Consider the following 13622-nt stretch of genomic DNA (forward strand, 5'->3'; position numbering starts at 1 on the left):
GATGCTTCGACTCGCGACCGGCCTTATACAAGGACGGATGACACAGCGGGCCTTCCCGATTCTCTTCATCACCGCCACGCGGATCGGCGACGCCGTGCTGTCGTCCGGCCTGATCCGGCTCCTGGCCGACCAGATCCCCAACGCCCGCTTCACCATCGTCTCCGGACCCTTGGCCGCGCCCCTTTTCGCCCATGTGCCCGGGCTCGACCGGGTGATCGTCATGGAAAAGGGCAAGGGCAAGGGCCACTGGTTCAAGCTGTGGAACCAGGTGCGCCACAAGAAGTGGGGCCTGGTCGTCGACCTGCGCGGGTCGGGCACGGCCTATTTCCTGCGCCGCGAGAAGCGGGCCGTCTGGAAGCGCAACACCGGCGAGCCGATGCACAAGGTGGTCGAGGCCGCCAAGGTGCTGAAGCTGGAAGGCGATCCGCCCAGCCCGCACCTCTACATCACCCCCGAGGTCCAGGCCCTGGCCGACCAACTGCTGGTTCCGCGCCTGGGCGAGCCGACCGGGCCGATCCTGGCCGTCGGCCCGGCCTCCAACTGGGTGGGCAAGATCTGGCCGATCGAACGCTTCGCCCAGACCGCCCAGCAGCTGCTTGGCCCCGGCGGGGCGCTGGCCGGCGGGCGGCTGCTGATCCTGGGCGGTCCCGGCGACGGGCGAATGGTCGAGGAGCTGCGCATGGCCTCGGCCCGCGGCCGCTATGTCGATCTGACCGGCAAGGTGGACCTGCTGACCGCCTATGCGGTCCTCAAGCGCGCGGATCTGTTCATCGGCAACGACAGCGGCCTGATGCACATCGCCGCCGCCGCCGGTGTGCCGACCATCGGCCTGTTCGGCCCCTCGGACGAGCGCCGCTACGCCCCCTGGGGCCCCAACGCCCGCGCCGTGCGCGGCCCGCGCACGTTCGAGCAGTTCCTGGCCGTGGATCCGGACCTGTCCCAGGCCATCCGCCACATGAGCGACCTGCCGGTGGCCACGGTGGTCCGGGCGGCCAAGGCCCTGCTGGCCGAGGTGAAGGCGGCGAAGGACGCCGCGCCCGAGGTGGTGGTCGAGGAGAGTGCGCCGGAGGCTACGGTCGAGGACGCGGCGGTGACGCCGGAGCTCCAGCCCGTGCTCGAGGACGCGGCGCCCGACGCTGATCACGAGCCCGCCGAAGCGCCAGCTCCGGAAGACACGATCGAAGCGGACCGCACCTAAGGCGCGCTGTTCCGGTATTGAGATCTAGCCTTTAGATCCGCTCATCCCGGCATTCGCCGGAATGAGCGGAGAAAAGGGGGGCGTTCCTAGAACCTCGCCAGCCCGTCCATGATCGCCGTCAGGGCCAGCACGGTCTGCGCCTCCATGGCGCTGTGGCCGGCATTGGTGCGCACATAGGTCGCCGGTTTCGCGCCGACGGCCTCCAGGGCCGCGACCAGACGCGAGGCCTGGGTCAGCGGGCAGACCTGGTCGAAACGGCCGTGGACGATGTGGATCGGCAGCCCGGCGATCTTGCCGGCGTTGCGCGTGATGTAGTCTGGCTCCAGGAACAGGTCGTTGGCGAAGAAGTGGGCCTCGATCTGGGCGAAGCACAGGGCGAAGTCGGCCTCGCCGAACTTGCCGGGATCCTCCGCCTGCGGGATCATATTCGAGATCGCGCCCTCCCAGACCGACCAGGCCACGGCCGCGCGCAGCTGGGCCTGGCGGCCGGCGTCGTCGCCCGGCTTGGAGTCGAAGATCGCCTTGTAGGCCCCCATCATGTCGCCGCGTTTCTCCGGCGCGATGACCTCCACGAAGGCCTTCCACTCGTCGGGATAGGCCACGTAGGCGCCCGGTTCGCTGAGGGCGTGGGGCGTCTTGTCGAACACCGCCGCGTTGCCCTGGTACATGTAGAGCAGGTCCTCGCGCGTCCCCAGGAAGATGCCGCGCAGGATCAGCGAGGCGACGTGCTCGGGATGGCGAATGGCGTAGACCAGGGCCAGGGTGCTGCCCCAGCTGCCGCCGAACACGTGCATCGGCCCGGTGATGTCGAGGGCGCCCCGCAAGGCGTTGATGTCGGCGACCAGATGGTCGGTGTCGTTGCGGGTCAGGGCGATCGCCGGGCCGTGAGAGGCCACGGTCGGCGTGCTCTTCCCGCAGCCGCGCTGGTCGAACAGGATCACCCGGTAGCGCTGGGGATCGAAGAACCGCGACATCACCGGCGCGCAGGCCCCGCCCGGTCCGCCGTGCAGGAACATCACCGGCTCGCCGTCCGGATTGCCGTATTCCTCCCAGTAGAGCTTGTGGTCGGGTCCCTGGTCGACCTGCAGCAGCCCCGTCCGGTTGGGCGCGCCTTGCGGATACTTCCACTCGCTCGTGACCTTGCTGGTGGTCTGGAGTTTGGAAAAGTCCATCGGGAGCCTCGTCGCGCTAAGGGAATGGCGGGGACGTGCGCTCACCGCGCGCGGCGGTCAATGTCGGAATCGGGCGATATTTGGTCTTGCGGCGGCTAGGGTGGCCTCCTAGACCGCCCCAAACCCTCGCAGGAGCGCCCCCATGACCCAGACCTTCGACCTGATCGTGCGCGGCGGCGAGGTGGTCAATCACGCGGGACGCGGCTTCACCGACATCGGCGTGCGAAACGGCAAGATCGTCGCGATCGGCGACCTCGGCCAGGCCTCGGCCGGCGAGATCTTCGACGCGAGCGGCCTGACCGTCCTTCCCGGCGTGATCGACAGCCAGGTCCACTTCCGCGAACCCGGTCTGGAGTGGAAGGAAGACCTGGAGAGCGGTTCGCGCGGCGCGGCCCTGGGCGGGGTGGTCGCGGTGTTCGAGATGCCCAACACCGAGCCGACCACCACCGATCCGGACGCCCTGGCCGACAAGCTGGCCCGCGCCAAGGGCCGCATGCACACCGACCACGCCTTCTATGTCGGCGGCACCCACGAGAACGCCACCTTCCTGGGCGAGCTGGAGCGGCTGCCCGGCTGCTGCGGCATCAAGGTGTTCATGGGCGCCTCCACCGGCACCCTGCTGGTCCAGGACGACGAGGGCGTCGAGAACGTGCTGCGGCACGTCAACCGCCGCGCCGCCTTCCACTCCGAGGACGAATACCGCCTGGCCGAGCGCCGCTCGCTGGCCCGTCCCGGCGACTGGACCAGCCACCCGGAGGTGCGCGACGCCCAGGCCGCCCTGCAGTCGACCCACCGCCTGGTCCGCATCGCCAAGAGCCTGGGCAAGCGCATCCACGTGCTGCACGTCACCACCCACCAGGAGATCGACTTCCTGGCCCAGAACAAGGACGTGGCCAGCGTCGAGGTCACGCCCCAGCACCTGACCCTGGTGGCGCCCGAGGCCTATGAGCGGCTGAAGGGCTTCGCCCAGATGAACCCGCCGATCCGCTCGGCCGAGCATGTGGCCGGGGTCTGGCGCGGCATCGAGACCGGCATCGCCGACGTTCTGGGCAGCGACCACGCTCCCCACACCCGCGAGGAAAAGGCCCGGCCCTATCCGGCCTCGCCGTCGGGCATGCCGGGCGTCCAGACGCTGGTGCCGATCATGCTGACCCACGTCGTCGACGGCAGGCTGTCGCTGGAGCGCTTCGTCGATCTGACCAGCCACGGCGTCAACCGGGTGTTCGGCCTGGCCGACAAGGGCCGCATCGCCGAGGGCTACGACGCCGACTTCACCATCGTCGACATGAAGGCCAGGCGGACCATCACCCACGACTGGATGGCCACCCGCTCGGGCTGGACCCCGTTCGACGGCTTCGAGGCCAAGGCCTGGCCGGTGGCGACCATCGTGCGCGGGACCGTGGTGATGCGCGACGACGAGATCGTGGCCGAGGGGACGGGCGCGCCGGTGCGGTTCCTGGAGACCCTGGCGGGGTAGGCTCGCCCACTTGCCCCCACCTGGCGGCTTCGCCGCCTGTCCGCCCCCATAGGGGGCGGAGGACGCGCCTCTTCCCCCTGTGGGGGAAGACGATCGCGAAGCGATCCGTAGGGGGCAAGTGTTCACCGCACCGCCTCTCGACTTTTCCTCACACCCCCTGTCGAATCCCTCCGACCTCGCGCGTCTTTCAGCGAGGGCGCGCGGCGCGCGTCGACGGAGGGTTCGATGAAATACCTGCTGATGATCTATTCCAGCGAAGCCGACTGGGCGCGGCCGGAGAACCAGGCCGCCCTGCCGGACATCATCGCGGCGCACGAGGGGCTGCAGGGCGAACTGCGGGCCGCCGGCATGGAATGGCTGGGCGCGCGCCTGGCCGACACGCCGGCCGCCCGCACCATCGCCCAGACCGCCGAGGGCCAGGTGGTCCACGACGGGCCGTTCGCCGAGACCAAGGAGCAACTGGCCGGCTTCTACCTGATCGAGGCGCCCGACATGGCCGCCGCCGAGGCCTGGGCGCGGAAGATCCCGCAGATCGTGGGCGGCAAGGTCGAGGTCCGGGCGGTGGTCTACAACCCCTGCTGAGCGCCGGCCAAAAAACTTGCGGGTGAATGTCGAGTCCGGCGAGGCTGCCCCGTCTCTGATCCGAGACCGAGGCGGCGCCTCCGCCGGCCTGGTCGTCGAGGAGGATCGATCCATGCAATACGCCCTGCTGATCTACGAGGACGAAGCCGTCTATCGCGACGAGAACGGCCGCGCCTGGCAAGACATCATCGCCCAGCACGAAGCTTTCGCCGCCGAGCTGGTCGAGAAGGGTCTGATGCGCGGTGGCGCGGGCCTGAAGACCGCCAACACCGCCACCACCGTGCGCCGGGCCAACGGCCAGTGCGGCCTGCACGACGGGCCGTTCGCCGAGAGCAAGGAGCAGCTGGGCGGCTTCTACCTGATCGAGGCGCCCGACCTCGACGCCGCCCTGGCCTGGGCCCGCAAGCTGCCGCTGTCGGGCGACGGCTCGGTCGAGGTGCGGCCGGTGATCGACGGGACGACGTAAGCATTTTCGAGGCAAGTGGACGCCGGTTCGCGTGAAGAAAATGCGCCAAGACAAAGCGCCGTCCATGGGCAAGGGTCTCCTCGACCAGGCGGCGCGGACGCACGGTGGGCGGGTGATCGCCGCCCTGGCCGCCAAGTTCCGCGACCTGGACCTGGCCGAGGAGGCGTTCGCCGAGGCCTGCCTGAACGCGGCCCAGGCCTGGCCGAAAGACCCTAAGGAAGGCGGGGGGGAGCCCCGCGACCCGGCCGCCTGGCTCTACAGCGTCGCCCAGCGGCGGGCGCTGGACATGCTGCGGCGGCGCGGCGTGCGGAGCCGGCTGGTCCCCGACCCGCCGCCGCCGCCCCCCAGCGCGGAGGACGCGATGATCGACGATGCGCGCCTGATCCCGGACGAGCGGCTGCGGCTGATCTTCGTCTGCTGCCACCCGGCCGTCGCGCCCGACGCCCGCGCGGCCCTGACCCTGCGCCTGGTCTGCGGGCTGTCGACCCAGGAGATCGCCCGGGCCTTCCTGGTGTCCGAACCGACCCTGGCCCAGCGCCTGGTGCGGGCCAAGCGCAAGATCGCCCAGGCCGGCATCGCCTTCGAGGTGCCCGGTCCGGAAGCCTGGCCCGAGCGGATCGGGGCGGTGCTGTCGACCCTGGAGATCGCCTACGCCAAGGCCCACGAGGACGCGGCTGGCGCGGGCCAGCACGCCGGCTACGCCCAGGAGATGCTGGACCTGACCGCCGTCCTGGCCGACCTGCTGCCCAATGAGCCGGAGTGCCTGGCCTTCGCCGCCCTGGTCCGCTACGCCGAGGCCCGCCGCCCGGCCCGGCTGGACGACAGCGGAGCGATGACGCCGTTGTCGGAACAGGATCCGGCCCTGTGGCGGTGGCCGCTGATCGTCGACGCCGAAAACCTGCTGCGCCGCGCCGCCCGCTGGCGGCGGCCCGGACCGCGCCAGCTTCAGGCGGCCATCCACGCGGCCTGGTGCTCGCGCGCCGGCCTGGACGAGCCGCCGCCCTGGCCCGCCGTGCTGGCTCTCTACGACGCCCTGCTGCGATGGCGCGACGACGCGGTGGTGCGGCTGAACCGCGCCGTGGCGGTGGCCGAGATCTCGGGACCCGCCCTGGCCCTGGCCGAGGTCGACTGGCTGGACTCGACCGCCTTTCGCGACTTCGGCCCGTTCCACGCCGTGCGCGCCGACCTGCTGGCCCGGCTGGGCCGCGGCGCCGAGGCCCTCGCCGCCTATGACCGCGCCCTGGCCCTGGACCCCGCCCCGGCCGAGCGGTTGTGGCTGGAGCGCAGGCGAGGGCAGGCGGCCCATCTCTAAAACCGCTCATCCCGGCGAATGCCGGGATCCAGATCCCGTAGCGGTGGGGCTGACGGGACGAGCTCAGAGCATTCTGGAGGCCATCTCAGCCTTTCCATCTGGGTCCCGGCGTTGGCCGGGATGAGCGGACAATGAGGGATGGTGGATTGCCACCCGCCACGGCCTGGTTAACACTTCGACTCATGGATGGGACGCAAGAGACCCAAGCGCCGTTCCGCGACGCCCGCTACGCGCCCCGGGCGCTTGACGTCGAACGACGCGGCGACGTCCTGATCCTGCGCAATCCCACGCCCTATTCCAAAACCGTCCAGACCGTGACCGCGCCGCTGGTCCGCTGGGCGTCGCAGACCCCGCACCGCGTCTGGCTGGCCGAGCGGCCGGCGGCCGGGGCAGAGGGCTGGCGAACCGTGACCTATGCCGAGGCGGCCGATCAGGTCGCCCGCCTGGCCGGCGGTCTTTCCAGGCTTGATTCGGGAAAGGGGGGGCTGTCGCGCGGCAAGCCCCTGCTGATCCTGGCCCGCAACGGGATCGACAACGCCCTGGTCGGCTACGCGGCCATGAGCCTGGGCGCGCCGATCGCCCCGGTCTCGCCGCAGTACGGCCTGAAGGGCGCGGACCTCTCCCGCCTGGCCTTCGCGGTCGAGCGGCTGAAGCCGGCGGCGGTCTATGTCGACGACGCCGAGGCCTTCGCCGACGCCCTGGCCGCGCCGTTCCTGGCCGGCCTGCCGGTCGTGGCCAGCCGCAACGCCCGCGATGGCGACGTGGGGTTCGAGACCTTGGCGGCCGGCGATCCGGTCCCGCCCGCCTGCCGGCCCGACGACGTCGCCAAGCTGCTGCTGACCTCGGGCTCGACCGGCCTGCCCAAGGCGGTGATCTGCACCCACGCCAATGTCGCGCTGAACGCCGCCCAGATCGCCGCCTGCTACGAGGACCCCGACCCGCCGGTGCTGGTCAATTCCGCGCCCTGGAGCCACAGCCTGGGCGCCAACGCCATCCTGCACATGGTGCTGCACCGGGGCGGGACCCTGTACATCGACGCCGGCCAGCCGGTGACCGGCCGCTTCGACGAGACGATCCGCAACCTGCGCGAAGTGGCGACGACCTATCACAACATGGTCCCGGCCGGCTGGGGCCTGCTGGTCGGCGAGCTGGAGCGCGACCACGCCCTGGCGGCCCGGTTCTTCGAGAAGGTGCGGGTGCTGCAGTACGGCGGGGCGTCGATGGCCCAGTCGATCCTGGACCGGGTCCAGGCCGTGGCGCTGCGCACGATCGGCTGCCGGGTGACCTTCGCGGCCGGCTACGGCGCCACCGAGACCGGCCCGACCGCCTGCAACATTCACTGGCTGAACGCCCGCTCGGGCATGGTCGGCCTGCCCACGCCCGGCACGGCGGTCAAGCTGGTCCCGGTCGCCGACGGTCCGCCCGACAAGTTCGAGATCCGGGTCAAGGGCCCGCAGGTCTCGCCCGGGTATCTGGACATGCCCGAGGCCTCGGCGGCGGCGTTCGACGAGGACGGCTTCTACCGGCTGGGCGACGCGGCCAAGCTGGCCGACCGGCTGAACCCCTCGGCGGGCCTGGTGTTCGACGGACGGCTGGTCGAGAACTTCAAGCTGGCCAACGGCACGTTCGTGGTGGCCGGCGCCCTGCGGGTGGCGGCGGTCTCGGCGATCGCCGGGGCGGTGTCGGACGCCGTGGTCTGCGGCGAGGGGCAGGCCGGCGTGGGGCTGATGCTGTTCCTCGACCCCAAGGCCTGTCTGCGGATCGGCGAGCCCGAGGCGGTGAAGGCGGCGGTCCGCGCCGGGCTGGAACGGCTGAACAGCCTGGCCAAGGGCGGCGGCAAGGTGACCCGCGCGCTGATCCTGGACGGCCCGCCCGATGCGGCGTCCGGCGAGCTGACCGACAAGGGCTACATCAACCAGGCCATGGCCCGGGAACGGCGGCCGGCGGAGCTGGCGCGGCTGTTCGCGGACGAGCCGGATGACGGGGTGATGGTGTTTTCCTGAATCAGGCCCTCCCCCTGTGGGGGAGGCGGCCGAAGGCCGGTGGGGGGAGTCTTAGGATCGTCGGTCCCGGACCCGGCCGTCATCCGACCGCTCCCCCCTCCGTCGGCTACGCCGACACCTCCCCCACGGGGGGAGGACCTTCCATGAGCGCCCGCACCACCCCCACGCAGATCAGCATCTGCCCGAAATAGTACAGCCCCCACACCGCCAGCCCGACCGTGAAGCTGTCCGGCCAGGGTCCGCCTCGGCCGAAGATCAGCAGGTCGGAGACCACGAACATCAGCGCGCCCGCGCCGACTCGATGGCGCGGGAACCGGCTGAGCCAGGCGGTCGCCGCCATCAGCGCCAGGCCCAGGCTGTAGAACGCCACGCCCGGCGCGCCAGCCCGGTCGGCGGGCAGCAGGAAGGCGACGGTCACCACGGCCGGAACCAGCACGAGCGCCAGGGCCAGTTGGCTGCGGGCGGGCTTCGGTCGCCGGTTGCGCAGATAGAGGCCGATGGCGACCAGGTGTCCGGCCAGGAAGGCCAGCGCCCCGACCGTCAGTCCGGCCGCGCCCAGCAGCACGTCGCCCAAGGCGCCGAAGGCCATCACCGCGACCAGCAGCCAGCCGTTCAGGCTTCTGGCGTTCAGGGCGGCGTAGACCGCCAGCAGTCCCACGCCCAGGCCCTTCCAGGTCAGTTCGACGACCTGCGGCAGGCCCCGGTCCCAGGCCGCGACATAGCTGACCCCGGCCAGGATCGAGGCGATCAGCACGGCCTTCGCCAGGCGTTCGGTCTGGTTGGTTGTTTGAGACATCGCTTCCCCCTGGGCCGGTCCGCTCTTCGGCGGCGCTTCGGCGCGGGCCAGACTGCGACAGGCGCCAGGGTCCGCGCAACCTTCCCTCACCGTCATCCTCGGACCAAGTCCGAGGATGACGGGGGTTTGGGTCGCGGATCTTCGTGCATCGAACCCGCAACCAGCGTTGGCGCGCCCGACGAAATGTCGGAAGCTGGTCCGAACCGGTACGGAGAAGACCATGAACGGCGCGGACGCCCTGATCACCACCCTGGCCGACAACGGCGTCACCGCCTGTTTCGCCAATCCCGGCACCAGCGAGATGCAGTTCGTCGCGGCTCTGGACCGCGATTCGAGGGCGTGGCGACCGGGGCGGCCGACGGCTACGGGCGGATGACCGGGACGCCGGCCTGCACCCTGCTGCATCTGGGTCCCGGCTACGCCAACGGCGCGGCCAACCTGCACAACGCCCGCCGCGCCTTCACCCCCACGGTCAACGTGATCGGCGACCACGCGACCCATCATCGCCAGTACGACGCGCCGTTGAATTCAGACATCGCCGCCCTGGCCGCGCCCAACGCCATCTGGGTCAGGTCGGCCGACAGCGCTGATTCGGTCGGGCCGCTGGCCGCCGAGGCCGTGGCCGCCAGCTTCGGCGCGCCGGGCGGCGCGGCCTGCCTGATCCTGCCCGCCGACAGCGCCTGGAACGAGACCGACACCGCCGGGCCGGTGATCGCGCGGCCGCGCTTCCGCGCCCCGGACCCGGCCGCCGTCGCCGCCGTCGCCAAGGCCCTGAAGGCCGCCGCCAAGCCGGTCCTGCTGCTGGGCTCGGGCGCGTGCGGCGAAGCCGCCGTCGCTGCCGCCGGACGGATCGCGGCCACCGGCGTCCGCGTGCTGACCGACACCTTCACCGCCCGCCAGGCGCGCGGCGAAGGGCGCTTCCGGCCCGACAAGCTGCCCTATTTCGGCGAGCAGGCCCTGAAGGACCTCGACGGCGTGGACCTGATGGTGCTGGTCGCCACCACCGAACCGGTGGCCTTCTTCGCCTATCCCGACCGGCCCAGCGTGCTGGTTCCCGACGGCTGCGCGACCTTGACCCTGAGCGACCGCGGAACCGACGCGGCCGCCGCGTTGGACGCGCTCGCCGAGGTGTTGGGCGCGCCGGCCGCCGGGGCCGTCGAGCCCTACGCCAAGCCGCCGGCCCCGGCCGGAAAGCTGGACGCCTGGGCGATGGGCGCGGCCATCGCCCGCCACATGCCGACGGGCGGGATCATCTCCGACGACGCGGTGACCGCCGGCTTGCCGATCTTCACCCAGACCCGCAACGCCCGGGCCCACGACTGGCTGTCCCTGACCGGCGGGGCGATCGGCCAGGGCATCCCGTTGGCCATCGGCGCGGCCGTGGCCTGCCCGGACCGCAAGGTCTTGAGCCTGAACGGCGACGGGGCGGGGATGTACACGGTGCAAGGGCTCTGGACGATCGCCCGCGAGAAGCTGGACGTCACCGTGGTGGTGTTCGCCAACCACGCCTACCGCATCCTCGGCATCGAGATGGTCCGCACCGGCGGCGGCGAGCCGGGCCCGGCGGCGTCGCGGCTGCTGGACCTGTCGGACCCGCGCATCGACTGGGTGTCGGTGGCGGGCGGGCTGGGCCTGCCGGCCGAGCGGGTCGAGACGGCCGAGGCGTTCGACGAGGCCATGGCGCGAGCGATGCGCGAGCCGGGGCCGCATTTCATCGAAGCGGCGATGCGGTAGGACGCCCCCTCCGTCGGGCTTTGCTCGCCACCTCCCCCGTTTCACGGGTGAGGAGAAGTGATCCGCGCCGTCCTTTCCTCACCCGTGAAAACGGGGGAGGTGGCGCGATGCGAATACGCATCGTGACGGAGGGGGCGTCCTGCTCTGCCCCGATCTAACCCGGCAACCTCAGCACCGCCCTCAGCCCGCCCATCGGCGAGCGCTGCAGCGTCAGCTCGCCGCCCAGCCCCCGCGCCATGTCGCGGGCGATGGCCAGGCCCAGGCCCACGCCCTTCTCGTTCTGGTTCCGCGACTCGTCCAGGCGGTTGAACGGGCGGAAGGCCTCCTCGTGGCGGTCGTCGGGGATGCCGGGGCCGTCGTCGTCGACGAAGATCCACACCCCGCCGGTCGGGGCGGCGGTGGAGGACACCCGCACGGTCTCGCCATGCGAGGCGGCGTTGTCGATCAGGTTGGCCAGGGCGCGCTTGAAGGCCTGGGGCCGAAGGGTGGCCGACAGGTCGTCGCCGATCGACACCTCGACCCTGGCGCCGGCCCGCTGAGCGCCCTCGCAGACGCCCTCGATCAGCGGCCGCAGCATGACCTGCCGCGCTTCCTCGCCACCCTCGCCGCGCGCGAAGGCCAGGTACTCGTCGATCATGTGCTCCATTTCGGAGAGGTCGCGGGCCATGGCCTCCAGCTGCGGGCTGGGCTCGGCCAGGGCGATCTCCAGCTTCAGCCGGGTCAGGGGCGTGCGCAGGTCGTGGCTGACGCTGGCCAGCAGGGCGGTGCGCTGCTCGATATGGCGCTGGATGCGGGCCTTCATGGCCAGGAAGGCCGTCGCCGCCTGGCGCACCTCGCGCGCGCCGTGCGGCTTGAAGGCCGCCTGGTCGATGCCGCGCCCGAAGGCGTCGGCCGCGTCGGCCAGGCGCTCGATGGCCCGCACCTGGTTGCGGATGAACAGGATCGCCACCGCCGTCAGCAGCAGGGTGGCCACCACCATCCACAGGATGAAGATGTGGCCCTGGGTGGCGAAGGCCCGGTCGCGCGGGGCGATGATCCGCAGCACGCCTTCCTTGACCTGCACGCGGATGTCGACGTGGCCGGGATAGCGGGTGGTGTCGAACCAGAACGGGTCGTCCAGCCGGTCGTCCAGGGCCGTGCGCAGCGAGCGGTCCAGCGAGGCGAACAGCGACGGCCGCTGGCCGGTCGGCAGCTTGCGGCCTTTCTGCAGGGCGATCGACAGCGACATCGACTCCTCGGCCCGCTCGGCCATCTTATCCAGCGCCTCGGGCGAGGGGTCGTCCTTGTAGGTCTGCACCGCCCAGGCGACGTCGCCGGCCAGGCCCTCGGACAGGCGGCTGGTGACGGTCTCCCAGTGGGCGTCGAAGAACGCCCAGGTGACGGCGATCTGCATCACCGCCACGGGCAGGACGATGATCAGCAGCGAGCGGCCGAACAGCGAGGTCGGCAGCCACCGCTTGATCTGGCGGGGAATGAAGAGGCGCGTGCGGAGCCGGAACATGACTAGGTCCTCCCCCCGTGGGGGAGGTGGCGCGCCTGTTCAAGAAGCCTGTCATCCCGGACGTAGCGCAGCGAAGATCCGGGACCGCCGGAAGCGCTGAGTTCACGCGTCGGTCCCGGATCGGCGCGCTGCGCGCTTGTCCGGGATGACAGGCTTTCTCGTGCGAAAACTATGTGGGGTGCTCCCATCAGTCCGGCGCCAGCCGATAGCCGATCCCACGCACTGTCTGCAGATAGCGCGGATTTTTCGGGTCGGGTTCGATCTTGCGGCGCAGGCGGGTGACCTGGACGTCGACGGCGCGGCCGGTGGCGTCGACGGTGTCGCGGGCCAGCTCCAGGCGGTCGACCGCGGCGTGGGCCGCCTTGGCCAGGCGGCGCAGCAGGGCGACCTCGGCCTCGGTCAGCCGGATCGGCTCGCCGTCGCGGGTCAGCTCGCCGCGCTCGGGCTCGAAGGCGCAAGCCCCCAGGCTGAGCGCGCGCGGACCCGACGGCTTGGGCGCGGCGCGGCGCAGGATCGACTCGATGCGCAGCAGCAGTTCGCGCGGCTCGAACGGCTTGGCCAGGTAGTCGTCGGCGCCGTGGGTCAGGCCCTCGATCCGGTCGTTGGTCTGGTCGCGGGCGGTCAGCATCAGGATCGGCGTCTTGCCGGCCTCGCCGCCCCGGGCCCGCAGCCGCTTGGTGAACGAAAAGCCGTCCTCGCCGGGCATCATCACGTCCAGCACCAGCAGGTCGAAGTCCATCGCCCCGGTCAGCCGATCGGCGTGGGCGGCGTCGGCCGCTGCGCTGACCCGGAAGCCGGCGCGGGTCAGGAACTCCTTGAGCAGGGTGCGGATGCGGTCGTCGTCGTCGACGACCAGCAGGTGGCGCTCGGCGCGTTCGTCTGGGGTCATAGCCCGTCCCGGCGGTTGAGGCCGACACCTTGGCGCGGTCCGGCCAGGGCCGCCAGGATTCGCCGCGCCCCGGCCACCCCGTCCAGGCCGCCGGTGCGATAGGCGCGGCCCAGCAGGGTGCGCAGGCGCTCGGCCACCCGGTACTCGAAGGCGATCCCCTCGGGGGTAAGCTCGGCCGGCCGCCGGCGGGCGTCCAGGTCGCCGGCCGCCTTCTGGGCCAGGCCCAGGCGCTGCAGGTCCGACAGGGTCTTGCTGGCCGCCTGCTTGGACAGGCTGGTCAGCCTGGAAAGGTCCTGCACGCCGATGCCGGGCCGGCGGCGCAACAGGAAGGCGGCGCGCCAGTGCGAGCGGCCCAGGCCCGGTCCCTCGCCCTCCAGCGCCGCGTCGACCGCCGCCCACAGGCCCGCCTCGGCCAGCAGCAGCAGCTCCAGGCCGCCGTCCAGCTGCTCTTCGCCGAGGATCAGACGCGGATCGGTGGAGCCGCCTGCCATT

General features: G+C 71.6%; 11 protein-coding genes and 1 pseudogene. 7 read left to right on the forward strand and 5 right to left on the reverse strand.

Annotated elements, in window-relative coordinates:
- The first annotated feature begins 37 nt into the window (after window positions 1-37).
- On the forward strand, window positions 38-1198 hold the full coding sequence (locus tag ASD38_RS04005) for a glycosyltransferase family 9 protein (RefSeq protein WP_056457755.1): 1161 nt from the start codon (window positions 38-40) through the stop codon (window positions 1196-1198).
- Between the two features lie 86 nt (window positions 1199-1284).
- Here the strand turns inward: ASD38_RS04005 and pip are convergent, their stop codons facing one another.
- Window positions 1285-2370: a prolyl aminopeptidase gene (pip, locus tag ASD38_RS04010; protein WP_056457758.1), complete on the reverse strand. Its 1086-nt coding sequence runs from the start codon at window positions 2368-2370 to the stop codon at window positions 1285-1287.
- Between the two features lie 142 nt (window positions 2371-2512).
- On the opposite strand from pip, the gene ASD38_RS04015 reads away from it, so the two are divergent.
- The 5 genes from ASD38_RS04015 (at window position 2513) to ASD38_RS04035 (ending at window position 8210) form a co-directional block, all read left to right on the forward strand.
- Window positions 2513-3847, forward strand: a complete 1335-nt coding sequence (locus tag ASD38_RS04015; protein WP_056457761.1) for a dihydroorotase — start codon at window positions 2513-2515, stop codon at window positions 3845-3847.
- 225 nt (window positions 3848-4072) lie between these two features.
- The gene (locus ASD38_RS04020) at window positions 4073-4429 is read left to right on the forward strand and encodes a YciI family protein (RefSeq protein ID WP_056435569.1); all 357 of its coding nucleotides are present in this window, start codon (window positions 4073-4075) and stop codon (window positions 4427-4429) included.
- Window positions 4430-4541: 112 nt separating this feature from the next.
- Window positions 4542-4895 (forward strand): YciI family protein, encoded by a 354-nt coding sequence (locus tag ASD38_RS04025; RefSeq protein ID WP_056435566.1) that lies wholly within the window; start codon window positions 4542-4544, stop codon window positions 4893-4895.
- Window positions 4896-4935: 40 nt separating this feature from the next.
- On the forward strand, window positions 4936-6207 hold the full coding sequence (locus ASD38_RS04030) for an RNA polymerase sigma factor (protein WP_235523749.1): 1272 nt from the start codon (window positions 4936-4938) through the stop codon (window positions 6205-6207).
- Window positions 6208-6389: 182 nt separating this feature from the next.
- Entirely contained in the window at window positions 6390-8210 is a 1821-nt protein-coding gene (locus ASD38_RS04035; RefSeq protein WP_056435562.1) for a feruloyl-CoA synthase, read from the forward strand.
- 106 nt (window positions 8211-8316) lie between these two features.
- Here ASD38_RS04035 and ASD38_RS04040 read toward each other — a convergent pair whose 3' ends face one another.
- Entirely contained in the window at window positions 8317-9006 is a 690-nt protein-coding gene (locus ASD38_RS04040; RefSeq protein ID WP_056435558.1) for a lysoplasmalogenase, read from the reverse strand.
- A gap of 220 nt (window positions 9007-9226) precedes the next feature.
- Between ASD38_RS04040 and ASD38_RS04045 the strand changes: the two are divergent.
- Window positions 9227-10740: pseudogene (locus tag ASD38_RS04045) on the forward strand (acetolactate synthase large subunit).
- 154 nt (window positions 10741-10894) lie between these two features.
- On the opposite strand, the gene ASD38_RS04050 reads toward ASD38_RS04045, so the two are convergent.
- The 3 genes from ASD38_RS04050 to ASD38_RS04060 form a co-directional block, all read right to left on the reverse strand.
- Complete coding sequence (locus ASD38_RS04050) at window positions 10895-12241, reverse strand: ATP-binding protein (protein ID WP_056435554.1); 1347 nt, start codon at window positions 12239-12241, stop codon at window positions 10895-10897.
- Between the two features lie 187 nt (window positions 12242-12428).
- Window positions 12429-13130, reverse strand: coding sequence for a response regulator (locus ASD38_RS04055; RefSeq protein WP_056457764.1), 702 nt, complete (start codon window positions 13128-13130; stop codon window positions 12429-12431).
- Complete coding sequence (locus ASD38_RS04060) at window positions 13127-13621, reverse strand: MarR family winged helix-turn-helix transcriptional regulator (RefSeq protein ID WP_442857010.1); 495 nt, start codon at window positions 13619-13621, stop codon at window positions 13127-13129. The genes ASD38_RS04055 and ASD38_RS04060 overlap by 4 nt, the downstream gene beginning before the upstream one ends.
- Between the last annotated feature and the right edge of the window lies 1 nt (window position 13622).

This window comes from Caulobacter sp. Root487D2Y (assembly GCF_001427165.1).
In the GTDB taxonomy this organism is placed as follows: Bacteria; Pseudomonadota; Alphaproteobacteria; order Caulobacterales; family Caulobacteraceae; genus Caulobacter.